Here is a 25,931-nt window from a genome sequence, read left to right as displayed (position 1 = left end):
TCTATCCTTTGCGGGAGCGGGTCACGCCATCGATGGCTGCAAGGTCGGTCTGCGGGCGTACCAGCTGGCGAAGCGGCGCAAGCGCGCGATGGACCCGAATGGCGATCGGCATCCTGAGATGCGCTACCGCCGAAGGGTTGCTCCAGGCCGTCTTGATTACTCCGAAGAGCGACCGGTCTTTGATGTTCTGTACGAGGATGAGGAAAGCGCGACCCCGACGAAGGCTTCGTTCGCGAAAATCCTGTGCGGCGGCTGCCTCCGCATCCAGCGTGTGATTTCGAAGGAAGGTCTTATCGCCTTCGATCATGGCGTCGATGTGATGAAGGGCAAGAACGCGTGAAATCGATCCCTCGCGGATCTGATAGTCGTAGCCGGCGACCGGCTCGATCACGCAGCGCCCACCAAACGTCATCGCCGAGGCGAGGAACAGGTAGTCCTCGCCGACCTTGAGGGCCTCGTTGAAGCGAAGTGCGTGCTGTTTGATGAAGGCGCGCTGAAAGATAGGCTTGAGATAACCAAAGTTATGCGTTGTCTGAAACAGGGCATTGGATCGTATGAATACCGGAAGCGACAGCTCAGGTGTTTCTGCCAGCGACTGTTCGGTAAACATGGTTTCAGGCGGCGTGCCATCAGCGCGAATGACTCGGAGATTGTCGACGGCAATCTGAGCATCAGCCTTTTCCGCGCGTTCGATCATGCGCTGCAACCGCCCCGGTTCGACGGTGTCGTCGGAATCGAGGATGGCAAGCCAGCGGCCGGTCGCGGCTGAAAGAGCCGCATTCCGCGCTGCTGCAGGGCCGCCGTTACGTGCAAGCGCCAGCAGCCTTACGTTCTGGTCGGCGTAGCTTTCCGCAATGGTTCTAGTCTGGTCCGTCGAGCAGTCATCGGCAACGATCACCTCGACCGAAACGCCGCGTTGCGCCAGCGCGCTGTCGATCGCCTTGGCGAGAGTTTCGGCCGCGTTGTAGGCGGCAATGATGAAGCTGACGTCGGGCTGGGTTTGCGTCATGCAGCCTCCGCCGTGCCGTACTGACGGATCTCACGCACACCAAGCAGACCGCTGACGACACCGGTATGCATGATCCCGCGAAGGGCATAGCGATACCGGGGAATCGGAGAGAAGACGCAAGCAAGCGCCGCACCGTAACAGAAAACTGCCTTGGCGGCCGCGAGGGCGATCTGTTTCAGCCGCTGCGAGCCGGCGTTCCTTTCCTGGAGCAGCCGCCCATGTGTCTGGCCGAAGCGGAAGCGACGCTTGGCGAGCCAGAACAGGTCGGCGCGGTTCTCGGTCACCGGTTCGTAAACGTAGGCGTTGGGTGCAAAAGCGATCCCGCCGCCATCGGCATGCAGATGGCTGAAGAACTCAGTGTCTTCACCGCCGGTGCGTCCAAGCGCCAGATTGAAACGACGCCCGGCGACATGCGGCGAGGCGAGGCGAAGAAGGACGTTGCAGGTGTAGCCAGTGCGGATTTCGTCGTCGACCCAGACGGGCAGGGTTGAGTGGAAGTCACCCTCGCGCATCCAATTCGGCGCAGTGGAGGAATACACACTGCGGACGGGGCCGAGTACGGCATCCGCCCCTGTCTTTCTGGCGGCGGCAAGCAATTCCACCAGCCATTCCTCGCTGGCGTCCTCATCATCGTCGATGAAGGCCAGGAAGTCGCCGGTCGCGTTATCCAGGCATGCGTTGCGGGCTATCGAAATGTTGGACGCTGGGCAATGCACATAGGCGATCTCATGCGGGATGGTTGTGCGAAGCGCATCAACCCGTTCCTTCGCACTCGGAACCTTGTCATTGTCGGCCACAATAATCCGCAGCGTTGCTCCAGCAGGCACGGCGAGGACCGCAAGCGAAAGCAGCGCCTCGTCAAGCGAAGCGCGGCGATAGGTGCAAACGCCGATATCGATCTGCATGGGTTTCACATCGTTCATGAGGAAACCTTTCTGCCGCGGAAGCTCAGGAGCTCCATCCAGAAACCGGCTGACCAGGCGAAATGCATCACCATTGCCGAAACGGCAGCGAGCGGGCCGTAGGGGTTCTTATGGCCGATGGCCATCCAGAACCCGTACCCGACGCACGCGACAGCCCAGAGACTGAACGGGATGACGGCCGCCCAATTCAGAACGGCGAGAAACGCGCCGATGAAGACCGGTACAACGAGAAGCGGAAGCATCTGCCGAAGATTGGGCATGCTGCCGTGCTTCAAGATGTTCTTGGCCCGACCCCTGCCGTAACCAAGGTACTGGCGAAACAGCGTCGAGACTGTCGAACGTGGATAGTAGGTCATACGGGTCTTGTCCGTCATCCAGATGCCGAAGCCCGCCTGTTTCAGGCGGTAGTCGAGTTCCGCATCTTCGTTATGGCTGAAACTCTCGTCATAGCCGCCCACGGTATCGAAGGCTGCGATACGCATCAGTGCGTGGTGGCCGTGATTGGTCCAATGGCCTTTGGCGCCTTCGCGATGCTTGGAGCCGCCGTTGCCGAGCTTGGAGTTCTGGGCGGAGGCGGTTGCCTTCTGGAAGATGCCGAAGCCGACGGTTTCCATCGCGACGACGACGGAGTCGGCCTGCGTCAGCACTGCCTCCTGCACAAGGCGGCGGCAGTAGTCGGCCGGATAGTCGCCATGCGCGTCGATACGGATCAGGTACTCGTAGTCACGACCAAAGGTCTGTACGGCGAGATTGATCGCCGCGCTCTGAATTCGCCGCGGATTGTGCAGCAGCACGACCCTTGGATCGGCGGCGCTGATGCGGGCAACGATGTCGCGGGTTGCGTCCGTGCTGCCGCCGTCGGCGACGACAATACGGGCGTTCATGTGATCGAGTTCGAGGCTCAATTTGGCCAGCAAGGCCTCGATGTGCTTCTCTTCGTTCAGGCAGGGAATGATGATGAGACTGGAGACGCTGGCACCGACATCAGGCTTCATGGTTGTCCACCCTTCTGGAGATACGCTTGTGGGAACGATTGCGCCGGCGCCGCCCCTCTCTGCGGCGGCCGGAACAAGGCGGGAGAGGCTTGCGACGAGCGCTGCGCAATCGCTGCGGTCGGCAAGCCAGGTTTTGCGATCCTTGGCGGCGACGGCCTCGCTCAACGCGCGGTAACGATCGCCGGTCATGCTTTCGAACAACTGCTGGAGTTGGGCGACGGTCGCTTCGGAAAGCGCCAGCCCGATGTCGCGCGTATCGAGGAAGCGCGCGGTCTCCGTGCCCTCGAGTGCAATCGGGACAGCACCGTACAGGCAGCCCTCATAGAGCCGGTTCGGCAGGAGCCAACTCGAATTGAGGCCCTCCTCAAAGAAATCGATCGCCCAGGAGAAGTGGACATCGTCGTAGATCGCCCTCAGATCTTCCGGGTTGCGATAGGCGCCTTCGAAACGGAGGTAGGGCTCATCGCGCACGAAGGCATCGAAATCCTCGAACTCGGAATAGGCGGGCCGTCCGCGCAAGACGACTTCGACCTTGCCTTCCATTCGGCGTGAGAACTCGGCAAGCAGGCCAAGCGACTTGCGGCAGCGAAGCGCACCGAACCAGCCGATCTTCCACGGCTGGCCGGGTTGCTTCAAAGGACGGCCGAATGCCGGCTCGACCGCAGCGTCGTTATCGAGCGCGATGACCTTGTTTTCGATCAGAAGCGCCTCGGCTTTGACGCCGGAACGGGGACTGAAATAGTTCTCGATGAAGGCCGGAGAGCTTGTGAGGATCAGTTTTGTGTCCCGGCCAAAATGGGCCTCTGCGCGGCGGATGGCCTCGCCAACGATGTCATCGCGCAGGAGGAGGCGATGGATGTCCAGGCACTCGTAGACAATCGGAACACTGCCGCCAAAAAGCGAGTTGGCCTTGTGCGCGACAGCTAGCGCTTCCAGATTGCGCCCGATGATGAGGTCAGGCTTCTCGACGTTCTTCAACAGGGCCTTCAGACCGGTTGCCGCTTTTGCGACGGCGGCCATGCGCTGCGCAAATTTGGCGTCGGCGGTGCGGCCGAGTTCGATCGGAACCACCCCATGCACTTCGGCAAGCCGGTTCTCCCCGCGACGGAAACCAGCCAGCACAACGTCGGCGCCACCCTCGCGCAGCATCAGCACCCGCCGGCGCACAGCAGGGTCTGCCAGATCATGCACGAGGTAGAGCACTTTGAGCATCGCGGTTCCTTTTCCTGCGCCGGCTTTCGCCACGCCTGTTGTCAGCGGGGCGTCGATCAGTTGAGCGTGCATGCGATGGATTCAGGGAATTGGCACTTGTCGCCGAGCGCGGTGAACGCCACGCGATCGACGCTGAGAACAGCCGGCTTCGTGTAGTCGAAACGTCCCATCCAGTTGGAGAGCGTGTCCGAACCCCAAAGGCTGAAGAAGATCTTCTGGGCGCCTGACGGTATTTTTGACGGATCGGTAACGTCCTGAACAAGCTTGCCGTTGAGGTAGTAGCGCAGGCGATCCTTTTCCCAGATGAAGGCGTAGTCATTGAAGCCCTCATCGGCCTTGCTGCCGACCGGAACGAGTTTCTCGTTGCCGCCCTTGGCCTGCACGTACTGGTTCACCTGTACTTCGCTGGTGTTCTTGCCCAGCACTTCGAAGTCGATCTCATCGTGCTTCTGCTTGTCCGCAGGGCCGATGTAGGTGAAGAACGCTGAATTCAGACCCGAGCCGGTGCCGGCCTTGATACGGGCTTCGTAGGTGCCATAGCTATAGCGCTTGGTCGTCTGGATCTCGCCGCATACGTAGTTCCGATCCTTCGATTTTCCGTCTGCAAACGAAAGCTGCAGAACACCGTTCTCGACCTTCACATTGTTCTTCGACCAGGTGCAGTTCTGGTGGGCGCCGTTGTTCCATCCGTCCGAAACGTACCAGAAGCCGCGGTTGATCTTGTCGAAGTCATCGACAAAGGACTTTCCAGCTGTCTGTTGCGCGGCCGCTGCCGGCAGCGCTGAAGCGCTGGCCGCGGCGATTATCAGAAGGTTGAGGCAAAGTTTTCGCGCATGGGCGATTTGGGCCGTCATGTGTCACCTTTGCTGTGAGACGAGTTCGGGAGAGACGTCTTGGTGCGACGCCGGCTTTGCGGACCGTTTTGTTCTGCCGCCGGTCAGGACTGCGTAGAGACGCGGGAAGTTTGCCCGACACAGTCCGTTCGAGAAGACGAGGAACGGGAACAGCAGGGCGAGAGACGCGACGAAGAACAGTGGATAAAAGTCGACGCCCGACTTGCCCCAAAGGATCCAAAGAAAGACCAGCAGCGGGTAGTGGGCGCAAAAGATCCAGAAGCTGAGGCTTCCGGTTTTGGCAAGCCGTTGACCGAGCCGTGTCTTGATCAATGGTGCGGACAGCAGCCAGAAGCCGAGCGCGCCGACAATGGCGAGCGCATTGCGGAAGAGCTGTACCCAATCCGGTAACGAAGGGCCCGTGAAAAAGATAACGGTCGCCAGAAGTGCCGAGGCTGCGAGCAGCAGGAAGACGCCAAGCGGAGCAAAGCGGTCAAGTGCCTTGAGATCGTACTGCTGCAGGGCAACGAAGATGCCGAGACTGAAACTGAAGAGAATGGAGCGCTTGAGGACGATGTAGATCGAGAGTTCCGGAATGAGAGCGACGACCAGCAAAGCGGTCAGCGTCAAGATCGGGGCACGGCTGATCAGCCACGCGAGTAGCGGCGAAAGCAGAATGCAGACGAAGAGATCGCGGAGGAAGTAGAGCGGCACGTTTGCCGGAAAATCCTCCAGCGCCAACACCTGCGTCAGGAGATCGCGGCTGGACGCATGCAGGGCATCGGGCAAATAGCCGTCGCCGACGCCGACACTGGTGGCCAGTGTAATCGCCGCGACGAACGCGCAGTTCCACAGCAGAAATGGCAAGAATACCGTTTGCGCCTTGGAGCGCACGGTTTTCCCGTAGCTGAAATTTTCCCGCCCGTTGCGAAACAGCAGGTAGCCGGAGATCGCGCTGAGACAGGGAACGCCCACACGAAAAAGCGCTTCCGTCAGAAACACCCGAATCCAGTCAAATGCGCCATAGGTCCCGTTGAAGGGACTGCTGGCGGTGTCGACCGGTATATGAACGAACACAATGCCCGAAATGAGCACGATGCGCATCAGATTGATCCGCGACGATACATTCGCATCTACATTCACGTTGTCAGTCACCCCTTTTGGGTCGCACCTCCCCTCGCGACCGTTGTCAATCAGAGCAGACTCGAGCCCGCACGCCGAAGTTAGGGCGGATTCACGGAAGAAAATATGGCAGTGCAGCAAAAGTGATCGGCGGTCCCAGTTCGTAACAGTCGTCCTGACATGGCTCACTATGAGAAAAAAGCCTATGTGTCGGTCGGTCAAAACCGTTCTGAACGCCCGCGACAGCAGTGCATTTCATAAGATGATGATATTCATCGACTTCTGCGCCTTTTTCTCGTCCGGCCGACTAAAAGTTTTTGTTGACTGGTGAACGATTGTTACAACGCGAGGGTGCCAAGCTGCTCCAATCGTGGCCGAATTGCGGCATGCGACCGCGCAATCGTTTCGTTTTGACACAGGCGTGTTCGAACCGACCCAACCATTCGCTTTGACAAACTTCGGCCGAAATGAACGTCATCATTTTGCAGTGCAGCAGACTTGCTGCGCTTTGATTCACCCCTAGATGCGCCAGGGGCGGAAATCATCACATCGCGTATCTCAAGGAGAGAGTATGGCGGCTTTCACGATCATCATCCCCTTCTACCAGCGTCAGGACGGCATTCTCGGCCGCGCTCTGGCTTCGGTCTTCTCGCAAAGTTTCAAGGATGTTGATGTCATAGTCGTCGACGACCAATCTCCGTGCTCTCCGGATGCGGACCTGGCTCTCCTGTCGGAGGAGGATAGAGCTCGCGTCACGGTGATTACCCAGCCCAACGCCGGACCGGGTGGTGCCAGAAACACCGGCCTCGATCATGTGCCGGCTGCGACGCGGTACGTTGCCTTTCTCGACTCGGATGATGTCTGGACACCCGATCATCTGGCGAACGCGGCCAGGGCGATGGAGGAGTTCGGCGGCGACTGCTACTGGGCGTCCATCGAAGGGGGCGAGGAGTTTGGCTACCACTTCGGCATCGCCGCCCTCGAGAGAGAGGAGGGCGCGCGGCGTCTAGTGGGTAAGCCCCTAATTCTGGATGTACCGGATCTTGCGGGTATCATGCTGAAGAACTGGGCCTTCCTTCACATGTCGTGCATGGTCATCGGACGGCCGCTGTTCGAGAAGGTTCGCTTCGACGCCGCGCTGCGTTTGGCGGCCGAAGATGTTCTCTTCTTCTGCGATTGCATCATGGCGGCAAAGCAGGTGCTGCTTTGCGGCGAGGCTGGCGCGTTTCGCGGCGAAGGCATCAACATCTTCCACGGTGTGGACAACGCCTCACCGGAGTTTCTCAAGCAACAGTTCATCACCTGGATGGCGCTTGACCAGCTGGAAAGCCGCTTCTCTCGCAGGCCGCAGGAGATCGAGGCCATCAAGGCACACAAGAACACTGCGCGCAAGCAGGCCATCTGGAGCCAGATCGGCCTTCTGCGTCGCCGCAAGACGCCGGACTTCCGGCTGCTGGCGCGTTGGGCTGCGCGCGATCCCCGCCTGCTGACGAGCGCATTGCAGCTGACTGCCGCCAAATTTTCTAGATAGTTGAACCCCGGCTATTTGGCCGGGGCACTCAGCAGATATCTCAGGCCATTGCCTTGCGCGGTGACGGAAACGCCACCGGGATTCCGCAGGCGCTCTGTCTTGTCCCTCAGAATGCCTACGGCAATGGCCGGGAAGGCTGCGGGGCGCGTTGCCACATAGGCAAGGGCAGCAGGAAAGCCGGATTGCGCCTTGATGTCGAGGAATCGCCGCAGCTCATACTTGCCGCGGACATGCTTTTCGTGACGACGCACGGCTTCGGTGGCTTGCGGCGACAGCTTCGATGATTTCAGCAGAGACAGATCGGCCTCGTAGAGACGCCGAAGATCTTCGGTGCGATGGCTTCCACTCAGCGAATTTCCGCGCACGACCGCACCGTAGCCACAGCTGTGGATCACCTTGTAGCGCGCCCCGAGTGCCAATGCCCTGATGTAGAGATCATAGTCTTCTCCAAGGCGCATCTCCTCCCGATAGCGCAGGCCGTGCTTGTCCAGGAAGGCACGTCGCATGATCGGCTTGAGGAAGCCGATTTCGCCGCGGCGGACACCGCGCTTTGAAATGTTGCCGTCGACGAAGGTGGGTAGGTCCAGGAAGAGCGGACTTTCGGCAAATTGCTGCAACCGCTTTGGCGCCTGGCTTGCCGTATCGGCATCGACAAAGGCAATGTTGTCGGCGACGAACTCCCAATCATCCTCTGCTAGCATGCGGCTGAAGCGTCCCTCGAAGAAGAAGTCATCAGCATCAAGGATGGCGATCAGCGGGGCGGATGAGATTGCAATCGCGTGGTTTCGGGCGGCGGATGGCCCCTTGTTCTGTTCGAACTTTGCTATGGTCAGCCTGCCGCTGGCGTCATTCGCCCGACTCGCGGCTTCTGCCGTGTTGTCGCTGGAGCCGTCATCGACGACCACCACTTCGGCCACTTCAGGCTCGCGAAGTGCCGATCTAACAGCGGTTTCGATGGTGTCCGCTGCGTTCTTGGCAGCGATGATAACGCAAATACTTGCCGTTTTTGCCACGCGTAGCCTCCGTTGTTTGCGCTCAACAACTAGGACGTCAAAATGTGGCGGACAACGGGCGGCCGTTCAATTGATGTTACGGAGCGAGGGTTGCTCCATGCTAGAGAGGCGCGGACGCGGGCAAATTTCAGTGCTTAGCGGTTGAACGGCTCGGAGCCCTTGAAGGGTGTCACGGGTAGCTTTTCCGTTTCTTCGCGCTTCACGGAAGGACGAATCGCGCGGCTCCTGGATTCTTTCCAGACAAGGTAGAGCACGCCGCCAAAGTAGCCGGCCTGCAACAGGACAGCGCAAATCGCCGTCTTGATCGCGGTGCCGGCGAGAGAACCGCTCAGCCAATACGTCGCAACAGCAAACACGGCCAGTGCGCCGAGCATGCTGACGAGAACGCGAGGTGCATACATCTGTTGCCTCCTCCATCGGAGCTTCGTTCAATGAACAATCATTGAAGACGAAAGCGCCACCAGGATCCTTCCTAGAGAATGTTTTACAGGACTTCCTGTTTCAACAGAAGCTCACGTTGACGTTTTTTGCGTCTTCGAAAGGCGTACTACAGCCACGATCTTAAAGGTTTCTTCCGGTTATTGGTAAAAATGCCACGCGACATCGCCGCGGACTCTCTTTTGAGAAAGATCATTAAAAAAGAATAGGAAGATCGCTGGTTGTGCGCAATTTGGCAATGCACGCCATCATTAGTGCCACAATGTCGGTCGAAGAGGGTGGTTGGCGGCGGTTGTCCGTTCAACTTTTATTACAAAGTTTTAATTTCAAACGATTGATGGGTGCAGTGCAAAATTGATGGTGCAATGCAATAGGCGAGGTCTTTCTCCAAATAAAATCCGACGCTTTTGCAGCACCCGTCAATTCAAACGATCAATTGGCTGGGGGGGCCGGGAACCACCTAGACTTCAGTATCTTTGCCGCGCACAGCAATGCTGGAGAACTATATTAATACACGCCCAGATTAGCTGGAGGTCGCCATAGAATTGTATGACTATTTCAGTGGGGTCTTAAAAACAAAAAAGTTGAACGGCGGCTCGAAAAACATGGGCGAAAGCCTCGGTCTTAAAAATGTGGCTTAAAAAAACAAAATCACCTCATACACTTCGAACTCGTCGGCGCTAGCTAAGCGTCCTGAGCCTACCCGACCAAACGGCAAACATAAGTGGAGTTACCTCTATGAAGTCTGCGACGAGATCGGACAGTTCGCCATTTTATGGCGCAGTTCACGAGAGCGTGTTTCCGCCGACCGGCGGGATCGCAAAACGGGCATTCGATGTGTCCGCTGCCTGCCTCGGGCTCATCTTTCTGAGCCCGCTTTTTTTGATGGTGATGCTGCTGGTGAAGCTGTCGGACAAAGGGCCGATCTTCTACGGGCATCGCCGTATCGGCCACAATGGCCAAGAGTTCCGTTGCCTGAAGTTTCGGACAATGGTCACCAATGGTGACAAGGTTCTGCAGGAGCACCTGCGCAACAATCCGAAGGCGATGGAAGAGTGGCGTGCAACGCGCAAGCTGCAGGACGACCCCCGGGTCACTGCCGTTGGTGCCGTTCTGCGCAAGTTGAGCCTTGATGAGCTGCCCCAGCTCTTCAACATCATCCGTGGCGAAATGAGCGTCGTCGGTCCGCGTCCCGTCGTTCGAGACGAACTCGAAATGTACGAGAATTCGGCCGTGTACTACCTGCAATCGCGCCCTGGCCTCACAGGCCTCTGGCAGATCAGCGGACGTAATGACGTTTCCTACGCAACCCGCGTCGCCTTCGACACCCACTACGTCGAAAACTGGTCGCTGGTTCGGGATGTCGTGATCATCGCACGCACAATCCCGGCGGTATGCGCTCAACGCGGCAGCTACTAAGCCGCATCTCAAAAAACCGAACAGTACTGCGCGGCAACGCCTTGCGGCTTGTCGTGCTGAAATACGGGGAAGGTTCATGGAAAAACGCTTTCTTGACGGCAAGGCCGGGCGACTTCGCACGCTGAGATCCGGAATTGTTGTCGCAGCCGGATTTGGTGCCTTTCTGGCTTCTTCATCGCTTGCCAGTGCCGAGGACTATCGGCTTGGCATCATGGACAAGCTGAAGATCCGCGTGGCCGAATGGCAGACCGCGGATGGCAGCATACGCGATTGGTCAGTCGTTAGTGGGGACTACACGGTCGGGCCATCAGGAAGCATTTCCTTGCCTTTCGTCGGCGATATGCCTGCCTCCGGAAAAACGACAGACGCGATCGCCCAGGAGATCGGACTGGCACTGCAGAAGCAATTTGCTCTGAAGGACCGTCCATCTGCGTCGGTCGAGCTGTCGGAGTTCCGACCGGTCTATCTATCCGGCGACGTCGAAAAGCCGGGCGAATTTCCGTTTGCTCCAAATCTCACGGTCGTTAAGGCCGTGAGCCTTGCCGGCGGTCTGCGCCGCGCCGATGCGGGTCAGCGATTTGCTCGTGACTTCATCAATGCCAAGGGTGACGCTGTCGTCTACATGGCCGATCGTGCCCGTCTGCTGGTGAAGCAGGCCCGATTGCGGGCCGAGACCGCCAACCAGGACACGTTCGAGATGCCAAAGGAGCTGGAGGGTAAGCCGGAGGCCAAGGCCTTGCTCGACAGCGAAACGGCGCTCATGAACACACGCAAGAAACGGCTGACGCTGCAGCTTCAGGCGCTTGCCGACCTCAAGCAACTGCTGGAAAACGAGGTCGAGACGCTGGCCAAGAAGAGCGAAACGCAAACACGGCAGCTGCAGCTTGCAACGGAAGATCGCGACAAGATCGAGGATCTTGCGGAAAGAGGGCTTGCGCTCAGCGCCCGCAAGATGACCGCCGAGCAGCGGGCTGCCGATACCGAGGCAACACTCCTCGACATCGATACCAATTCACTCAAGGCCAAGCAGGACATCAGCAAGGCCAATCAGGACGAGATCACGCTTCGGAACGACTGGGATGCGCAGCTTGCCCAGGAACTCCAGAACACCGAGGCGCAGCTCGATGAGCTCAATCTCAAGCTGGAAACCAGCAACTCGCTGATGGCGGAGGCGTTGACGCAATCGACCGATGCAGCCCGTTTTGACACGTCAACAGGCGCAGCGAGTATCGCCTATTCGATTATTCGTGACGTCGATGGCAAGGCGAAAGAGATTCCGGTTCAGGAAAACACGGCACTGCAGCCCGGCGACCTTATCAAGGTCACGGCCGGACTGGCTATGAGATAACGAGGCCGCAATGCGGATCGCAAAATCGGCGCTCATCCAGCCAGGCGGGAATGCGGCCTATGCCATCCCCGCCGTGGCGCTGTCACTTTTTTGCTTCGCCTACTCGTACAAGTTCGGGCAGGTGGCGATCCTGCTTTACTATGTGCTCTGGCTGCCGTTGATCGCCGTGGACTACAAGAAGGTGCTCGGCAGTCATGGCCGGTACCTTTGGATCTATGCCTTTGCGGCACTTACCTTCCTGTCGGTCTTCTGGTCGGCCGTTCCCAGCGTCTCGCTACGCGCCAGTATTCAATATCTGACGCAGGTGATCTGTGCTCTGATTGCGGTCCGTGTGCTCGATGTCAGGACCTTGACGGTCGGCATGATAGCGGGCGTCGGGATCGTGCTCGTCTATTCGTTGCTGTTTGGCTACTACGAATACGATCCGCTGGATGGTACCTTCAGTTTCGTCGGCGCCTTTGCCTCGAAGAACCAGCTCGGCTTTTATGCATCCCTTGGGTTGATCGCTTGCTTTGCGGCAGTCTTCATCTTCGGTGAACGGCGTCTCTGGATGGCAGCGTCTGGTGTCGTCGGCTTGATATCAGCCTACTGCCTTATCGCCTGCCAGTCTGCGACTTCCGTACTCACCACCGCCGTCGTGATCGCCTTGATGATGGGGCTGCGTGTCGTTCTCGCGCTTACCCCCGACCACCGCAAGTTGCTGGTCGTTGGCGGCGGCGTTGCTGCCATCATTCTCGCTGTTGCCGGTGTCTACCTGGGGGCCGTTGATGCCGTTCTCGGCATTTTCGGCAAGGATTCTACTCTGACCGGGCGCACTTATCTCTGGCAGCAGGGTATCGAGGCAGCAACGCAGAACCCGGCCTTTGGCATCGGTTACCAGGCCTACTGGGTACAGGGCTTCTCCGAGCCGGAACGCCTGTGGAAAGAGTTCTTCATCGGGTCGCGCAGCGGCTTCCACTTCCACAACACCTATATCGAAACGGCCGTCGAGGTCGGACTTGCAGGCGTGATCGTTCTTGCGGTCATGTTGATAAGGATTCTGTGGGGGCACCTACGACGCGTCATCGAGGATTTCAGGAACGACGAATCCTACTTGCTGTTCTCGATCGCGGTGCTCCTGACGATCCGTTCCTTCGTCGAGATCGACATTCTCACCCCGTACAACGTCGGGACGTTTCTTTTCTACTTTGCCGCCGGGAAGCTGGCGATGGCGCGCCGTCGACCGATTGCCGGCGCGTGGCCGCAGCAAAGGTCGCCAGGCCCCGTCACTCAATAGCATTATTTCAATTTTCGACCGGTCTGAGACCGATCTTCCGAGGAATCCGGATGAAGACACTTTACGGCATCCAATATCTGCGCGCCTTTGCGGCACTTGCTGTCGTGGTCTTCCACGCGGCGGAAAAGAGCGGTGAGCATTTCGCTATCGGGGCCGCTGGCGTCGACGTGTTCTTTGTCATCAGCGGCTTCATCATGTGGGTCATCAGTGATCGGCGGCTGATGACGCCGCAGGGTTTCCTGCTTGATCGCATCCGCCGCATCGCGCCGTCCTATTGGCTGGTGACGGGCGTGATGATTGCCGGCGCGCTGGTTGGGTTGTTCCCGAACCTGAAGCTGAGCGGCGCCCATGTCCTTGCGTCGCTGTTCTTCATTCCCGCTCAGTCGCCGAGCACCGGGGATATCTGGCCTGTCCTCGTCCAAGGTTGGACGCTGAATTTCGAGATGTTCTTCTACGTGTTGTTCGCCGGGGCCTTGTTCCTGCCGCGCCGGTGGCGACTCGTGTATCTGACGGTCGTTTTCGGTGGGTTTTTCCTGATCGGCCTTCTCTTCGAGCCGGCATCGCCGCTGCTCAAAACCTATACCCGGCCAATCATTCTGGAGTTCCTCGGAGGCGTGTTCCTGGCGGAATTGTGGATCAGACGCTGGATAGCTGGCACCAGCCTGGGTCTTGCTTGCGTCGGGGCATCGCTCTCCGGTTTTGCCACGATCTTTCTGATCGGAGCGAACTTCGATGAAATGATCTGCGGGCCACTCGCGATGGCTTTGGTCTACGGTATGGTCTCTCTTGAGACGGATGGCAGCCTCGGCCGCGTGCCGCTTCTCACCTATCTCGGCGATGCATCCTATTCGATTTATCTCTGGCACACGCTGGCGATCTCCGTCATCGTCAAGGCCGCCGGTGTAGTCGGGCTGTCGGCAACGCCGACGATCGCTATCGCCGTTGCCGGAGGCACGATCCTTGGAGCGGCAGCCTACGAGATTGTCGAGAAGCCGCTCCGGAAGATCCTTTCATCAGATCTCCTCAAACAGAACGCGGTCGAGCGGCGTCCTTCATGACGAGGTCTCGGCGGCAGCCTCCTCGGAGGGCGGCGCGGTCTCGGCCTGCGCCGCTGGTTTCTTCCGGCGCGCGCGCAGCACGACGTAGAAAACGGGCGTCAGGAACAGGCCGAAGATCGTTACGCCGAGCATCCCTGAGAAAACGGCCGTTCCGAGCGATTGACGCATTTCGGCGCCGGGGCCGGTGGCGATCATCAGGGGCACGACGCCGAAGATGAACGCGAAGGCGGTCATGAGGATAGGCCGCAGGCGAAGGTGGCTCGCCTCGATGGCGGCCTCGACCGCCGATTTTCCCTCGTCTTGAGCTTGTCGCGCGAACTCCACGATCAAGATCGCGTTCTTGGCCGCAAGGCCGATCAGCACGATCAGCCCGATCTGCGTGAGGATGTTGTTGTCCATTCCTCGCAGGTGAACGCCGAGCAACGCCGCGAGGATCGCAAGGGGAACGATCAGGATGATGGCAAGGGGCAGGACCCAGCTTTCATACTGCGCAGACAATGCCAGGAACACGAAGACAACAGACAAGGCGAAGATGTAGATTGCCGTATTGCCGGTGTTCCGTTCCTGGAAGGCGATCTCCGTCCACTCGAACGTCGTCCCCGCTGGCAATATCTGCTTCGCAAGCCCCTCCATCTTATCCAGGGCGGTGCCCGTCGAAACACCGGGAGCAGCATTGCCCTGCACCGGCACGGACACATACATATTGTAATGCTGGACGAGCGAGGGGCCGCTGGTATCGCGGATGTCGACCAGTGTGCCAAGCGGGACAAGTGCACCCGTCGCGGACCTCACCTTGAGCGCGAGGATGTCGTCGCGCTCGACACGATACTGCTGATCGGCCTGTGCCCGGACCTGGTACACGCGCCCAAAGGCATTGAAGTCGTTGACGTAGGACGTGCCGAGGTTGATCGATAGCGTTTCGAATATATTGGGAATCGGTACGTTGAGGACACGCGCCTTGTCGCGGTCGATTTCGAGGAAGTATTGCGGGCTGTTGGCCGAGAAGGTTGTAAAGACGCCCGTCAGCCCGGGTGTCTGGTTGGCCATACCCATCAACTGGTAGGCGGCGCCGAGGACGCGACGCATATCCGCGCTCTCGCGGTCCATAAGCTGCATCTTGAAGCCGCCGGCATTGCCGATCCCCGAGATCGGGGGTGGCGGAATGGCGATGATGAAGGCTTCCTGGATCGCCTGCAAACTTCCGTAGAGCTGCCCAATGATTTTGGTCGCAGTCTGACCGTGCTCCAATCGGTTCTCGAAGGTGTCGAAGGCGGCGAAGACCACCCCGGCGTTCGACGCATTCGTAAACGTCGCGCCGCTGAAACCGGAGAAAGCCACTGCATTCTTGACGCCGGGTGTGCTGCGGATGATTTCCGAGGCTCGCTCGATCACCGCATTGGTGCGGGAAATGGCTGCACCATCGGGCAGTTGCACCACGACGATAGCATAGCCCTGATCCATGACCGGGACGAAGCCACCCGGCACGATCCTGCTCATGTAGTAGGTCGCACCGAGCAATCCGCCGAAGATGAGCAGGGCGAGGAGGCGTGCGACGGTCGTTTGAACGCTGTGCCGCACAATCCAGGAATAGCCGGCACTGAGCTTGTCGAAGCCCTTGTTGAAACCGTTGGCAAGGGCGCTACCGAAACGTGCGATGGGGTTTTTGCGTTTCTCGTGTTCTTCGTGCGGCTTCAGAACCAATGCAGCGAGGGCCGGTGAGAGAGTCAATGAGTTCAATGCCGAGATCGCCGTAGCGACGGAGATCGTTACCGCGAACTGGCGGTAGAACTGGCCTGAAATGCCGGGGATGAAGGCTGTCGGCACGAAGACGGCGATGAGCACCAGCGAAATGGCGATGACGGCGGTTCCGACTTCGTCCATCGTCACATGCGCGGCTTCGCGCGGCGTCATGCCCTTGGCGAGATTTCGCTCGACATTCTCGACGACGACGATGGCGTCGTCGACGACGATGCCGATGGCCAGCACGAGGCCGAACAATGTCAGCATGTTGAGCGAGAAGCCGAAGGCGAGCAAGAAGGCGAAGGTCCCGATGAGCGAGACCGGGATCGCGACGATGGGAATGATCGCGGTTCGCCACGACTGCAGAAAGACGAGTACGACGATTGCAACGAGGAGGGCTGCCTCAGCGATTGTCTTGTAAACTTCGTAGATGGATTCCGAAATGAACTCCGTCGGATTGTAGACGATGTCGTAGGTAAGACCCTGCGGGAAATCCTGCGATACCGTTTCCATCGTCTTCTTGATCGACGCTGCGGCCGCGAGCGCATTGGTGCCGGGGCGAGCAAAGATGCCGAGCGCGACAGCGGGTTTGCCGTTGAGATAACTGTTCGTCACATAGTCCTTGGCGCCGAGCTCGATCCTCGCGATATCCTGCAACTGGACGAGGCGGCCGTCGGCTGTCGCCTTGACGATGACGTAGCGGAACTGGCGGGCGTCGGAAAAGCGTCCCTGGGTCGTGACCGTGTACTGGAAGGCATTGGTGCCGGCCGCCGGCGGTCCGCCGATCGAGCCGCCGGAAACCTGCACGTTCTGCTCGCGCAACGCCTCGACGACGTCGCTGGATGTCATGCTGTAGGCTGATAGCTTCTGTGGATCGAGCCAGATACGCAGTGAGTATTCGCGCTCGCCGAAAAGGATGACGTCACCCACGCCGTCGAGACGGACAAGGGTGTCGCGAATGCGCGTGCGCGCGTAGTTGGATACGTAGAGCTGGTCATAACGCGAATTCGGCGACAGTAGATGCACGACCATCATCAGGTCGGGAGAACTCTTTGCCGTGGTGATGCCGATGCGTCGCACCTCTTCGGGGAGGCGCGGCTCTGCAATGGCGACGCGGTTCTGGACGAGGACCTGCGCCTTGTCGAGATCGGTGCCGAGCTTGAAGGTCACCGTCAGCGCCATCGATCCGTCGGCGGTCGAATAGGAGGACATATAAAGCATGTCCTCGACGCCGTTGACCTCCTGCTCGATCGGTGTTGCCACCGTGCTGGAGATCGTCTCGGCGTCGGCGCCTGGGTAGGAGGTGCGGATAACGATGGTCGGCGGCGCAATTTCCGGGTACTGCGCGACGGGCAACTGGAAATAGGCGATGCCGCCGACGATGAGCAGCACGATAGAGAGCACGGACGCGAAGATCGGCCGATCGACGAAGAAGTGCGCAAATCTCATCGGCCAAGCTCCAGCCCCGCGGCCTCGGGCGCGATCTCTTCGCGGCTTTGAGGCAACTCGACCATCTCAGGCGTGACCTTGCTGCCCGGGCGGGCCCGCATCAGGCCGTTGATGACGATCGTTTCGTTGCCGTCCATGCCTTCACGGATGACGCGGTAGCCATACAGGCGCGGGCCTGGGCGGACAGGCTTTGCGGTGACTGTTCCGTCTTCGCCGACCACATAGACGACACGCTGGCTCTGGTCCGAGCCGATTGCCTCGTCAGGCACGAGGATCGCCTTGTAGACATTCGACGCTTCAACGGACACGCGACCGAAGAGACCCGGCTGGAGCACGTAGTTCGGATTGTCGAAGCGAGCGCGTATGCGCTTGGTGCCGGTTTCGCTGTCGATGCGGTTTTCGGCGAAATCGAGCTTGCCCTTGAAGGGTTTTTCGTTGGAATCCGTAATCCTTACCTGGACTTCAACGCCGCCACCGCCCTCCTGTAGATCCACCCCGCGCTCGCGGGCCGTCTGCGCAAAGTTGAGTAATCGGCGTTCGTCCACATCAAAATAGAAATCGATCGGATCGACCGAAACGATCGTCGTCAGCACAGACTGGTCTGCCTGTACGAGATTGCCGACGGAGATGAGCCTGCGGTCGATGCGCCCGCTGATCGGGGCGGTGATCTTGGTGTATTCCAGATCGAGTGCCGCGCGATCGGCGGTCGCCTGCGCACCGCGAACGTTTGCCTGCGCCGAAACCCATTCGCGCCGGCGGTCGTCAAGGATCGATATGGACTGGCTGCCGCTTGTCGCCAGGCTCTCGGCCCGCTTGAACTGTGCCTCGGCATAGACGAGCGTGGATTTGGCCACCTCGAGTGCAGCGTTCGCCTCGTTCAAGGCAGTGACGAATGGTCTTTGGTCGATCACGAAAAGCAGGTCGCCCTGTTTGACCAGTGCGCCGTCGGTGAAGTGCACCTCCTGCAGGTAGCCCCCGATACGCGAGCGCACGGATACCTGATCGACCGGCTCGAAACGGCCGATGAATTCATCGTTGTCGATAACATCGCGGACAACAGGCTTGGCGACCGAAACCGGAGGAGGAGAGGCTGCCTCCTGGGCCGTTGCGGACGTGAATGGCAGGAAAGCGATGGAGCCGATGGTCAGCAGACGTCGAAGGGAGGAAGGCATGGCGGCGGTTTCCTTGTCCGGACGGCCGCAAGCGCTGCCGTCGCTTATGCTGATGTGATGCGATTCATGTCTTTGATGTTTCTGAACAAGGGCGCTGATCCTCGTTCACCTAAGCTATTGCAAATTTACCATCACGGCAGTGGGCCGTGCACCGTATTTGCTATCGCGGAAAAGTGACCGACCTAACATCACCGTGTTCCCGATAACCCTCCGGATTTCTACTTTAAACGGCTGTCGATCGAAATTGCAAATGCCAACCGGTTGCAAATTAGAGGCCTCACAAAATCCCTGCGCGTATCGTGGTGCGGCATTTTGGTCGCAGGTGCGGAATCTGAACTGGGCTCTATTGTTATCTGTGCACGCTCAATATATCTAAGCGCATTATAAGCGTACTTATTAATACGGCGCTGGTCCCATGAACGGCAATTCAACCCTCGGCTTCCTGTTGCATGACGTTGCACGGCTGCTTCGCAAGCGGTTCGAGCAGCGTGCGCGCTGCCACGGGCTGACGCGCTCGCAGTGGCAGACCCTCGCTTATCTGCACAACAATGAAGGTATTCATCAGGGCGGGCTTGCCGAGATTCTGGAGATAGAGCCGATCACGCTTGTCCGCATACTCGACAAGCTCGCTGATCGTGGGCTCATCGAGCGCCGCCAGCATCCGACCGATCGCCGCATCTGGCTTCTCTATGTCCGCGATGAAGCCCATCCGCTGCTCGCCGAGATGCGCGTGCTCGGTGAACTGACACGCAGCGAAGCGTTCGACGGCGTTCCTTCAGAGCAGCGCGAAGAGCTGTTCGAGATCCTATCCGCAATGAAGACGAACCTGGTGCAGGCCTGCCGAACCCCGGTAGCCGAAAATGAGACAAAACATGGCTGACAAGTCCTCCCTGCGCGTCGTTGCAGACGCAAACGCCAAGAACCCTGTTGAAGAAAACGAAGCTTCCCCTCGCGAGGGAACGGTAGCTGAGGCGCCTTCATCCAATTCAGCGCCCGCTACCGCGGTGGCTGCGCCTGGCGGTATACAAGCCCGCCGCCGGCGCAGCCTCACGCGGCCCGTTCTGTTTGCGTTGCTGCCCGTCGCCCTCGTCGTCGGTGGGTACTACTACGTCAACGGCGGCCAGATCATGTCGACCGACAATGCCTATATCCAGGCTGACATGGTAGGGCTGACGACCGACGTTTCCGGCATCGTCGGCCAGATCAATGTGCGCGAAAACGAGGCGGTAAAGAAGGGGCAGGTACTCTTCAGCCTGCAGCAGGATGCCTTCAGGATCGCGCTTGAAGGCGCGGAGGCGCAGCTTGGGGCAGTGCGCAACCAGATCCTGAATATGCAGGCCAGCTATCAGCAGTCTCTTGCAGAGATCACGCAGGCGGAAGCCGACATTCCCTACTATCAGACCGAGTTCGATCGACAGCAAAATCTCTTGAACAGCTCGGCTGCGACGCGCACCGCCTTTGATCAGGCCAAGCACAATCTCGACGCCGGCCACCAGAAGGTCGCGGTTGCCAAGGCCGAGGCGGCTGCAACATTGGCGCAGCTGGGCGGCAATGCCGACCAGCCGGTGGACCAGAACCCGCTTTATCTTGAAGCCAAGGCAAAGGTGGATGATGCGCAGCGTGAACTCGACCACAGTGTCGTCAAGGCGCCGTTCGACGGTATCGTAACGAACGTCAACTCGTTGCAGCCAGGCTCCTACCTGCAGGCCTCCACGCAGGCTTTCTCACTGGTTTCCAACAACAATCTCTGGATCGCGGCGAGCCCGAAAGAAACCGAGCTGACCTATGTAAAGCCCGGCCAACCGGTGTCCATCTACGTCGATACCTATCCGGGCGTCGAGTGGAAGGGCACGGTCGAGAGCATCAGCCCTGCCTCGGGCTCCAGCTTCTCGCTGCTTCCGGCGCAGAACACGACGGGCAACTGGGTCAAGGTCGTGCAGCGCATCCCGATGCGCGTCAGCATCGATGATGCGGCGGGCAAGCCACCGCTTCGCGTCGGCATGAGCACCGTCGTCGACGTCGATACAGGTCGCGCCCGTGGCCTTCCGGATTTCGTTTCCAAGCTTTTGGGCCGCTCAGGCGGCAAGGACCATGAGTAACGCTGCATCATCGCCGGCCACCCCGGTTGCCAACCGCGGCGCGATCACGGCCTGCGTCATCCTGGCAGTCATCATGCAGGCGCTGGACACGACGATCGCCAACGTCGCGCTGCCCTATATCCAGGGCAGCGTCTCGGCGAGCGCCGACCAGATCAACTGGGTTCTGACCTCCTACATCGTGGCGGCGGCTATCATGACGCCGCCGTCGGGTTTCCTCGCCGCCAAGTTCGGGCGCAAGCGTGTGCTTCTGGCGGCCATCGCGGGCTTCGTGTTTGCTTCCGTTCTTTGCGGTCTTGCACAATCGCTGAACCAGATCGTCGCCTTCCGCCTGTTGCAGGGCCTGTTCGGTGCATCTCTGGTTCCCCTCTCTCAGGGCATCCTTCTCGACATTTATAGTGTCGAGGAGCGCGGCTCGGCCATGGCCTTATTCGGCGTCTCGGTCATGGTCGGGCCGGTCCTGGGACCTGTCATCGGAGGCTGGCTGACCGACAACATCAGCTGGCGCTGGGTGTTCTACATCAACGTCCCGATCGGCGCGTTGGCGTTTGCTGGGATCGTGATCTACGTCACCGAGACGAAACTGGATGCCTTGGCAAAGCTCGACTGGTTCGGGTTCGGGATGATGAGTCTCGGCATCGCGTCGTTGCAGCTCTTCCTCGATCGCGGCGAACAGCTCAACTGGTTCGCATCGGGTGAGATCATGATCGAGGCGATCGTCTGCGCCGCTGCCTTTTACCTGCTGATCGTGCATACGCTGACAGCGGAAAAGTCATTCGTGAACCCGCGGCTGTTCCTCGATCGGAACTTCTCGGTGAGCATGCTCTTCATCTTCGTGATCGGCATCACCTATCTCGCTTCCCTGGCCCTGATGACGCCCTACCTGCAGACGCTGATGGGCTACCCTGTCATCACTGCTGGTATCGTCATGGGGCCGCGCGGGCTTGGTACGATGCTCTGCATGTTCATCGTCGGCAAGCTGATCGGCAAGGTCGATACGCGTCTGCTTCTGGTGCTGGGTCTCGGCCTGACAGCCTGGGCGATGTACGACATGACCGGCTGGACGCCTGAAGTTTCGCAGTGGACAATCGTGTCCGTCGGCTTCATTCAAGGCGCCGGCCTTGGCTTCCTGTTCGTGCCGCTGACGACGATCGCCTTCTCGACGCTGCCCGCGCACATGCGCGGCGACGGCACCGGCCTCTACAACCTGTCACGCAACATCGGCTCGAGCGTCGGCATCTCGATCGTTTCAGCGCTGCTGGTGGAGAATGCGCAGGTCAATCACGAGAATATCGCCGCCTATGTGACGCCGTTCAACCGAGCGTTCGAAGCGACGGCCGCGCAGGGCATGAGCCCGTTGACCGGGGCCGGCCGTGCAGCGCTCAACGAGGTGATCACCCTGCAATCGACCATCATCGCCTATATCGACGATTTCAAGCTGCTGATGCTGATGTCGCTTGCGGTCATTCCGCTGGCGCTGCTGCTGCGCAAGCCTAAGGTTGCTCCGGCGATGGATCACAGCGCCGTCATGGAGTGACGCTCAGCGAAACGGCTTGCTGAGATAACGAGACCCTGAAATGCCGAAACGCCAAGGTGCTTCGGCATTTTTTGTTATGCCGATCCGTTTGCCGGCAATGATTTCGACGGGTGAGGATGGCGCGATCGAGAAGGGGGGACGGTCGAGCAACCTGTCATTCAAAGTGAAATCGATGCCGAGGGCCTGGCAGAGCTTGCCTGGCCCGCTGCAGAGCTGCGTCAGTGCATGGTTGTTGCGGCGCCCGGTCATGGCCGCGATGCCTGCTTCCGGCTCGAGTGCTCGGATCAGCACAGCGGAGCCGGGCGTGCAGACGAAGTTCAGGCACCAATGCATGCCGTAGATGCGGTAAACATAGACATTGCCTGGCTGGCCGAACATCGCGCCATTGCGTTGCGTGGGGCCTCGGAAGCTGTGCGAGGCTTCGTCATCTGGGTAGTAGGCTTCCGTCTCGGTTATGCGGCCGCCGACATCGCCGACGCGCAGATGGCAGCCAAGCAAATCCCGGGCAACGGCAATCGCATCACGCTCGAAAAATTGAGTGAGATCAGGGCCAACGAGGGGAGCGGCGCCGATCGCACCGATGGCATGTGTCATCTGTTTGAGGTTTCCGCTTCTGTCAGAAACTAGTGGCCGGCCTTCGGGTCATGCGCAGGGATGGAGGAACCTGTGACCGATACGGGGTCGCTTGCCGGAAAGGTGTCCTCAAGACCCTCTTCGAGTTCTTCTTCGAGAAGCGCGGCATCCTTGCCGCGCGCACTGTCGGCCTGTGAACTCTGCAACGTGGTTGCGAGCAGGGCCCTTGCGCGGGTAATCGCATTGTCGCTCGTCAGCCCGGGAGAGGCTGCGGCAAAGAGAGTGACCGATATACTGTTGCCGGACTGATCCGTGAAAATGACGACGAAACAGCCTTCCTTCGGGTGCACGATGACGTCTGTGATGGCCATGGAAAGTCTCCCGGTTCTGCCAGTTGCTCCAAGTGAAACGCTTTTCGTCAGGATTGTCGAGCGAAGACCTTCACCAGCCAATCGATGAAAACGCGAACACGGGGCGAAAGTTGCCGGTTTCGCGGATAGAGCAGGGAGACCGGCGTTTCCGTCAGCGGGAAATCAGGGAGAACGTGAACGAGCGTGCCGTCGGCCAAATCCCGTTCCGCATGGTATCGCGGCACCTGTATCAGGCCGAGGCCGAGCCGGGCGGCCGACATGAAGCTTTCCGCGCCGTTGACGCTTACTGTTGCGGGCAGGGTGAGGTTGCGGATGTTGCCGCCGACCAGAAATTCCAGTGGTAGAATCCCGCCGGTCGCAGTCGAACGGAAGCCGACCATGCGGTGGCCATCCAGCCGGTCTGGATGCTCGGGGAGGCCGTGTTTCTCGATATAGGAGGGAGCTGCAAGGGTAACTTCCTCCAACATGGCGACGCGCCGTGCTAACATGTCGCTATCCTGGGGCGTGCCGACACGCAGCACGCAATCGATCCCTTCGCGAACGAGATCGACCAACCGGTCGCCCTCGCTCATGTAGAATTCGATGTCCGGATACGTCTCGAGGAAATGCGGAAGGCTCGGCAGAACGAAGTGCCGGGCGAGCGTGCCATGCACATCGACGCGTAGCATGCCCTTCGGCTTGGCGCCGGCGAACGCGCCCTCGGCATCCTCGATATCCGCGAGGATGGAAAGACAGCGCTGGTAATAGGCTTCGCCGTCGAGCGTGGGGCTGACATGGCGCGTGGTCCTTTGAAGGAGGCGCACGCCGAGGCGCGCCTCCAGCTGTTTGATGGCATCGGTCACCGTGGAGCGCGGCAGACCCGTGTCTTCGGCGGCGAGTGTAAAGCTGCGGCGCTCCACGACGCGGGAGAACACCCGCATGGCATCGAACCTGTCCATCGTATCTGTTCGTATTATTCGGATAGTGATGCCGAATAATGGCTGATTATCCGCAAGATGAAAAGCAGCATCTTCTCCCCATCGGAAACGCGCTGAGGCACAACGAAAGAAGGAGAAAGTCAATGAGCAGCAAAGAAAACAAGGTCGCACTGGTCACAGGCGCGTCGAGAGGTATCGGCGCCGCAATTGCCGAACGGCTGGCCAGGGACGGTTTCACGGTCGTCATCAACTACTCCGGAAACGCGGCGCTCGCCGAGGAGCTCGTGCAGAAGATCGAGCGCGCTGGCGGCAAGGCGCTGACCGCACAAGCCGATGTCAGCAACCCCGAGGCAGTCCGTCGGATGTTCGATGCAGCGGAGGCCGCATTCGGCGGCATCGATGTTCTGGTCAACAATGCCGGCATCATGCAGCTCTCGTCGATTGCCGAGGCTGATGACGCCAATTTCGATCGTCAGGTCAGCGTGAACCTGAAGGGCACGTTCAACACCCTGCGGGAAGCGGCAAAGCGCCTGCGCAGCGGCGGTCGCGTAATCAACTTCTCGACAAGCGTGGTGGGTTTGAAGCTTGAGAACTACGGCGTCTACGCCGCGACCAAGGCTGCCGTCGAAACACTGACGGCGATCATGTCGAAGGAAATGCGGGGGCGTAACATCACGGTCAACGCCGTGGCTCCCGGACCCACGGCAACCGACCTCTTCCTCGATGGCAAATCGGACGAATTGATCGCCCGCATGGCCAAAATGAATCCGCTGGAGCGTTTGGGGACGCCGGCCGACATCGCCGCTTCGGTCTCCTTCCTTGCCGGCCCGGACGGCGCCTGGATCAATGGCCAGGTTCTGCGCGCCAACGGCGGCATAGTCTGAGCTTTGCGGCGATCTCGAACCGCAGCAACCAACAATCACCTTTGAACTCACGAAGGAACAGGACAATGGATAAGCAAGTCATCGTCATTACCGGAGCATCCAGTGGCTTCGGCGCACTCACTGCCCGTACGCTCGCAAGAGAAGGGCATGTCGTCTACGCCGGCATCCGCGACACAGTGGGGCGCAACGCGAAAGCCGTCGCGGAGATTGCGGCTTTCTCTCGGGAGAACGATGTCGATTTGCGTTCAGTCGAACTCGACGTTGTTTCAGATGCATCGGTCGAAGCCGGGATTGCCAAGGTCATCGCGGAGGCAGGTCGGCTTGACGTTATCATCCACAACGCTGGCCATATGTCGTTTGGCCCTGCTGAGGCATTCACGCCGGAGCAATATGCGGAGCTGTTCGACATCAACGTCCTGTCGACCCAGCGGGTGAACCGGGCCGTACTTCCCCACATGCGCAAGCGGGGCAGCGGGCTTGTCGTCTGGGTGTCCTCTTCCAGCACGCGTGGCGGCACGCCTCCCTATCTCGCTCCTTATTTCGCAGCCAAGGCCGCGATGGACTCGGTTGCCGTCTCCTACGCGTCGGAACTTGCCCGCTGGGGCATCGAAACCGCCATCATTGTGCCGGGCGCTTTCACAAAGGGAACCAATCACTTCGCGCACTCCGGTTCGCCTGCGGATGTTGCACGTGCCATTGAATACAACGACGGGCCGTACAAGGGTGTACCGGAACAGGCGCTGCAGGGGCTGGCCGCCCTCGAACCAGCGGATGCCGATGCAGGCTCTGTCGCAACGGCGATCGCTGCGGTCATCGCCATGCCGTTCGGTACACGTCCGTTCCGTACTCATGTCGATCCGTCAGAGGATGGTGCTGAGATCGTCAATGGCGTTGCCGACCGAGTTCGCGCCGAAATGTTCCGGCGGATCGGTCTCGAGGATCTCCTCAAGCCGGCTGTTCACTAAACCGTGATACTTGCCATTGTTTCGTTTTTGCGAACCCGCTGTGCACGAAT

At 59.5% G+C, this 25,931-nt stretch carries 22 protein-coding genes; 10 read left to right on the top strand and 12 right to left on the bottom strand.

Features of this window, described 5'->3' with window-relative positions; translation table 11 throughout:
* Window position 1: 1 nt before the first annotated feature.
* The 5 genes from JNB88_RS28500 to JNB88_RS28475 all read right to left on the bottom strand — a co-directional run bounded on the left by JNB88_RS28500 (window position 2) and on the right by JNB88_RS28475 (window position 6,115).
* Window positions 2-1,009: a glycosyltransferase family 2 protein gene (locus JNB88_RS28500; protein ID WP_220358391.1), complete on the bottom strand. Its 1,008-nt coding sequence runs from the start codon at window positions 1,007-1,009 to the stop codon at window positions 2-4.
* Window positions 1,006-1,932, bottom strand: coding sequence for a glycosyltransferase family 2 protein (locus JNB88_RS28495; RefSeq protein ID WP_220358390.1), 927 nt, complete (start codon window positions 1,930-1,932; stop codon window positions 1,006-1,008). Before JNB88_RS28495 ends, JNB88_RS28500 begins: the two co-directional genes overlap by 4 nt.
* Window positions 1,929-2,927: a glycosyltransferase family 2 protein gene (locus tag JNB88_RS28490; protein ID WP_220358442.1), complete on the bottom strand. Its 999-nt coding sequence runs from the start codon at window positions 2,925-2,927 to the stop codon at window positions 1,929-1,931. Before JNB88_RS28490 ends, JNB88_RS28495 begins: the two co-directional genes overlap by 4 nt.
* A gap of 1,268 nt (window positions 2,928-4,195) precedes the next feature.
* On the bottom strand, window positions 4,196-4,993 hold the full coding sequence (gene exoK / locus JNB88_RS28480) for an endo-1,3-1,4-beta-glycanase ExoK (RefSeq protein ID WP_220358389.1): 798 nt from the start codon (window positions 4,991-4,993) through the stop codon (window positions 4,196-4,198).
* Window positions 4,994-4,996: 3 nt separating this feature from the next.
* On the bottom strand, window positions 4,997-6,115 hold the full coding sequence (locus tag JNB88_RS28475; RefSeq protein WP_338111056.1) for an acyltransferase family protein: 1,119 nt from the start codon (window positions 6,113-6,115) through the stop codon (window positions 4,997-4,999).
* A gap of 550 nt (window positions 6,116-6,665) precedes the next feature.
* Between JNB88_RS28475 and JNB88_RS28470 the strand changes: the two genes are divergently transcribed.
* Window positions 6,666-7,625 carry a glycosyltransferase family 2 protein gene (locus tag JNB88_RS28470; RefSeq protein ID WP_220358387.1) on the top strand — a complete coding sequence of 320 codons (960 nt, stop codon included), beginning with the start codon at window positions 6,666-6,668 and terminating at the stop codon, window positions 7,623-7,625.
* An 11-nt stretch (window positions 7,626-7,636) separates the two neighbouring features.
* On the opposite strand, the gene JNB88_RS28465 is transcribed toward JNB88_RS28470, so the two are convergent.
* Together JNB88_RS28465 and JNB88_RS28460 are read right to left on the bottom strand one after the other, a co-directional pair.
* Window positions 7,637-8,638 (bottom strand): glycosyltransferase, encoded by a 1,002-nt coding sequence (locus JNB88_RS28465; protein WP_037136421.1) that lies wholly within the window; start codon window positions 8,636-8,638, stop codon window positions 7,637-7,639.
* Between the two features lie 134 nt (window positions 8,639-8,772).
* Window positions 8,773-9,039 (bottom strand): exopolysaccharide production repressor protein, encoded by a 267-nt coding sequence (locus JNB88_RS28460; protein ID WP_037136422.1) that lies wholly within the window; start codon window positions 9,037-9,039, stop codon window positions 8,773-8,775.
* A gap of 775 nt (window positions 9,040-9,814) precedes the next feature.
* On the opposite strand from JNB88_RS28460, the gene JNB88_RS28455 reads away from it, so the two are divergent.
* The 4 genes from JNB88_RS28455 to JNB88_RS28440 all read left to right on the top strand — a co-directional run bounded on the left by JNB88_RS28455 (window position 9,815) and on the right by JNB88_RS28440 (window position 14,177).
* Complete coding sequence (locus JNB88_RS28455) at window positions 9,815-10,495, top strand: sugar transferase (protein ID WP_037136423.1); 681 nt, start codon at window positions 9,815-9,817, stop codon at window positions 10,493-10,495.
* Window positions 10,496-10,571: 76 nt separating this feature from the next.
* Window positions 10,572-11,843 carry a polysaccharide biosynthesis/export family protein gene (locus tag JNB88_RS28450; protein WP_220358386.1) on the top strand — a complete coding sequence of 424 codons (1,272 nt, stop codon included), beginning with the start codon at window positions 10,572-10,574 and terminating at the stop codon, window positions 11,841-11,843.
* A 10-nt stretch (window positions 11,844-11,853) separates the two neighbouring features.
* The gene (locus JNB88_RS28445) at window positions 11,854-13,119 is read left to right on the top strand and encodes an O-antigen ligase family protein (RefSeq protein ID WP_220358385.1); all 1,266 of its coding nucleotides are present in this window, start codon (window positions 11,854-11,856) and stop codon (window positions 13,117-13,119) included.
* Window positions 13,120-13,169: 50 nt separating this feature from the next.
* Window positions 13,170-14,177 carry an acyltransferase family protein gene (locus JNB88_RS28440; protein ID WP_220358384.1) on the top strand — a complete coding sequence of 336 codons (1,008 nt, stop codon included), beginning with the start codon at window positions 13,170-13,172 and terminating at the stop codon, window positions 14,175-14,177.
* Here JNB88_RS28440 and JNB88_RS28435 read toward each other — a convergent pair.
* Window positions 14,172-17,366, bottom strand: a complete 3,195-nt coding sequence (locus JNB88_RS28435; protein ID WP_220358383.1) for an efflux RND transporter permease subunit — start codon at window positions 17,364-17,366, stop codon at window positions 14,172-14,174. The genes JNB88_RS28440 and JNB88_RS28435 overlap by 6 nt on opposite strands.
* Complete coding sequence (locus JNB88_RS28430; protein WP_220358382.1) at window positions 17,363-18,538, bottom strand: efflux RND transporter periplasmic adaptor subunit; 1,176 nt, start codon at window positions 18,536-18,538, stop codon at window positions 17,363-17,365. The genes JNB88_RS28435 and JNB88_RS28430 overlap by 4 nt, the downstream gene beginning before the upstream one ends.
* Before the next feature lie 415 nt (window positions 18,539-18,953).
* Between JNB88_RS28430 and JNB88_RS28425 the strand changes: the two genes are divergently transcribed.
* From JNB88_RS28425 to JNB88_RS28415, 3 genes are read left to right on the top strand one after another with little or no spacing between them, the layout of a single operon-like run.
* Window positions 18,954-19,418 (top strand): MarR family winged helix-turn-helix transcriptional regulator, encoded by a 465-nt coding sequence (locus JNB88_RS28425; RefSeq protein ID WP_220358381.1) that lies wholly within the window; start codon window positions 18,954-18,956, stop codon window positions 19,416-19,418.
* Window positions 19,411-20,637, top strand: coding sequence for an HlyD family secretion protein (locus JNB88_RS28420; protein ID WP_220358380.1), 1,227 nt, complete (start codon window positions 19,411-19,413; stop codon window positions 20,635-20,637). The genes JNB88_RS28425 and JNB88_RS28420 overlap by 8 nt, the downstream gene beginning before the upstream one ends.
* Window positions 20,630-22,171, top strand: coding sequence for a DHA2 family efflux MFS transporter permease subunit (locus JNB88_RS28415; protein ID WP_220358379.1), 1,542 nt, complete (start codon window positions 20,630-20,632; stop codon window positions 22,169-22,171). The genes JNB88_RS28420 and JNB88_RS28415 overlap by 8 nt, the downstream gene beginning before the upstream one ends.
* A gap of 3 nt (window positions 22,172-22,174) precedes the next feature.
* On the opposite strand, the gene JNB88_RS28410 is transcribed toward JNB88_RS28415, so the two are convergent.
* The 3 genes from JNB88_RS28410 to JNB88_RS28400 are packed head-to-tail and all read right to left on the bottom strand — an operon-like array spanning window position 22,175 to window position 24,053.
* The gene (locus tag JNB88_RS28410) at window positions 22,175-22,765 is read right to left on the bottom strand and encodes a DNA-3-methyladenine glycosylase (protein WP_220358378.1); all 591 of its coding nucleotides are present in this window, start codon (window positions 22,763-22,765) and stop codon (window positions 22,175-22,177) included.
* A 29-nt stretch (window positions 22,766-22,794) separates the two neighbouring features.
* Complete coding sequence (locus JNB88_RS28405) at window positions 22,795-23,115, bottom strand: hypothetical protein (RefSeq protein ID WP_037136437.1); 321 nt, start codon at window positions 23,113-23,115, stop codon at window positions 22,795-22,797.
* A gap of 47 nt (window positions 23,116-23,162) precedes the next feature.
* On the bottom strand, window positions 23,163-24,053 hold the full coding sequence (locus JNB88_RS28400; protein WP_220358377.1) for a LysR family transcriptional regulator: 891 nt from the start codon (window positions 24,051-24,053) through the stop codon (window positions 23,163-23,165).
* 122 nt (window positions 24,054-24,175) lie between these two features.
* On the opposite strand from JNB88_RS28400, the gene JNB88_RS28395 reads away from it, so the two are divergent.
* Both JNB88_RS28395 and JNB88_RS28390 read left to right on the top strand, forming a co-directional pair.
* Window positions 24,176-24,916: an SDR family oxidoreductase gene (locus tag JNB88_RS28395; protein ID WP_220358376.1), complete on the top strand. Its 741-nt coding sequence runs from the start codon at window positions 24,176-24,178 to the stop codon at window positions 24,914-24,916.
* 65 nt (window positions 24,917-24,981) lie between these two features.
* Window positions 24,982-25,881: an SDR family oxidoreductase gene (locus tag JNB88_RS28390; protein ID WP_220358375.1), complete on the top strand. Its 900-nt coding sequence runs from the start codon at window positions 24,982-24,984 to the stop codon at window positions 25,879-25,881.
* Window positions 25,882-25,931: the final 50 nt, after the last annotated feature.

The organism is Rhizobium cauense, assembly GCF_019511525.1.
Lineage (GTDB): Bacteria > Pseudomonadota > Alphaproteobacteria > Rhizobiales > Rhizobiaceae > Rhizobium > Rhizobium cauense.
Note: the sequence above shows the minus strand (reverse complement) of the source record. Positions and strands in the feature narration are given on the sequence as shown.

What these genes read in the sequence shown, in the direction of transcription:
- JNB88_RS28445 (WP_220358385.1), top strand. Translation starts at nt 11,854, where the DNA reads ATGCGGATCGCAAAATCGGCGCTCATCCAGCCAGGCGGGAATGCGGCC.
- JNB88_RS28440 (WP_220358384.1), top strand. Translation starts at nt 13,170, where the DNA reads ATGAAGACACTTTACGGCATCCAATATCTGCGCGCCTTTGCGGCACTT.
- JNB88_RS28470 (WP_220358387.1), top strand. Translation starts at nt 6,666, where the DNA reads ATGGCGGCTTTCACGATCATCATCCCCTTCTACCAGCGTCAGGACGGC.
- JNB88_RS28395 (WP_220358376.1), top strand. Translation starts at nt 24,176, where the DNA reads ATGAGCAGCAAAGAAAACAAGGTCGCACTGGTCACAGGCGCGTCGAGA.
- JNB88_RS28435 (WP_220358383.1), bottom strand. Translation starts at nt 17,366, where the DNA reads ATGAGATTTGCGCACTTCTTCGTCGATCGGCCGATCTTCGCGTCCGTG.
- JNB88_RS28455 (WP_037136423.1), top strand. Translation starts at nt 9,815, where the DNA reads ATGAAGTCTGCGACGAGATCGGACAGTTCGCCATTTTATGGCGCAGTT.
- JNB88_RS28495 (WP_220358390.1), bottom strand. Translation starts at nt 1,932, where the DNA reads ATGAACGATGTGAAACCCATGCAGATCGATATCGGCGTTTGCACCTAT.
- JNB88_RS28425 (WP_220358381.1), top strand. Translation starts at nt 18,954, where the DNA reads ATGAACGGCAATTCAACCCTCGGCTTCCTGTTGCATGACGTTGCACGG.
- JNB88_RS28410 (WP_220358378.1), bottom strand. Translation starts at nt 22,765, where the DNA reads ATGACACATGCCATCGGTGCGATCGGCGCCGCTCCCCTCGTTGGCCCT.
- JNB88_RS28490 (WP_220358442.1), bottom strand. Translation starts at nt 2,927, where the DNA reads ATGAAGCCTGATGTCGGTGCCAGCGTCTCCAGTCTCATCATCATTCCC.
- JNB88_RS28405 (WP_037136437.1), bottom strand. Translation starts at nt 23,115, where the DNA reads ATGGCCATCACAGACGTCATCGTGCACCCGAAGGAAGGCTGTTTCGTC.
- JNB88_RS28415 (WP_220358379.1), top strand. Translation starts at nt 20,630, where the DNA reads ATGAGTAACGCTGCATCATCGCCGGCCACCCCGGTTGCCAACCGCGGC.
- exoK (WP_220358389.1), bottom strand. Translation starts at nt 4,993, where the DNA reads ATGACGGCCCAAATCGCCCATGCGCGAAAACTTTGCCTCAACCTTCTG.
- JNB88_RS28430 (WP_220358382.1), bottom strand. Translation starts at nt 18,538, where the DNA reads ATGCCTTCCTCCCTTCGACGTCTGCTGACCATCGGCTCCATCGCTTTC.
- JNB88_RS28400 (WP_220358377.1), bottom strand. Translation starts at nt 24,053, where the DNA reads ATGGACAGGTTCGATGCCATGCGGGTGTTCTCCCGCGTCGTGGAGCGC.
- JNB88_RS28460 (WP_037136422.1), bottom strand. Translation starts at nt 9,039, where the DNA reads ATGTATGCACCTCGCGTTCTCGTCAGCATGCTCGGCGCACTGGCCGTG.
- JNB88_RS28390 (WP_220358375.1), top strand. Translation starts at nt 24,982, where the DNA reads ATGGATAAGCAAGTCATCGTCATTACCGGAGCATCCAGTGGCTTCGGC.
- JNB88_RS28420 (WP_220358380.1), top strand. Translation starts at nt 19,411, where the DNA reads ATGGCTGACAAGTCCTCCCTGCGCGTCGTTGCAGACGCAAACGCCAAG.
- JNB88_RS28450 (WP_220358386.1), top strand. Translation starts at nt 10,572, where the DNA reads ATGGAAAAACGCTTTCTTGACGGCAAGGCCGGGCGACTTCGCACGCTG.
- JNB88_RS28500 (WP_220358391.1), bottom strand. Translation starts at nt 1,009, where the DNA reads ATGACGCAAACCCAGCCCGACGTCAGCTTCATCATTGCCGCCTACAAC.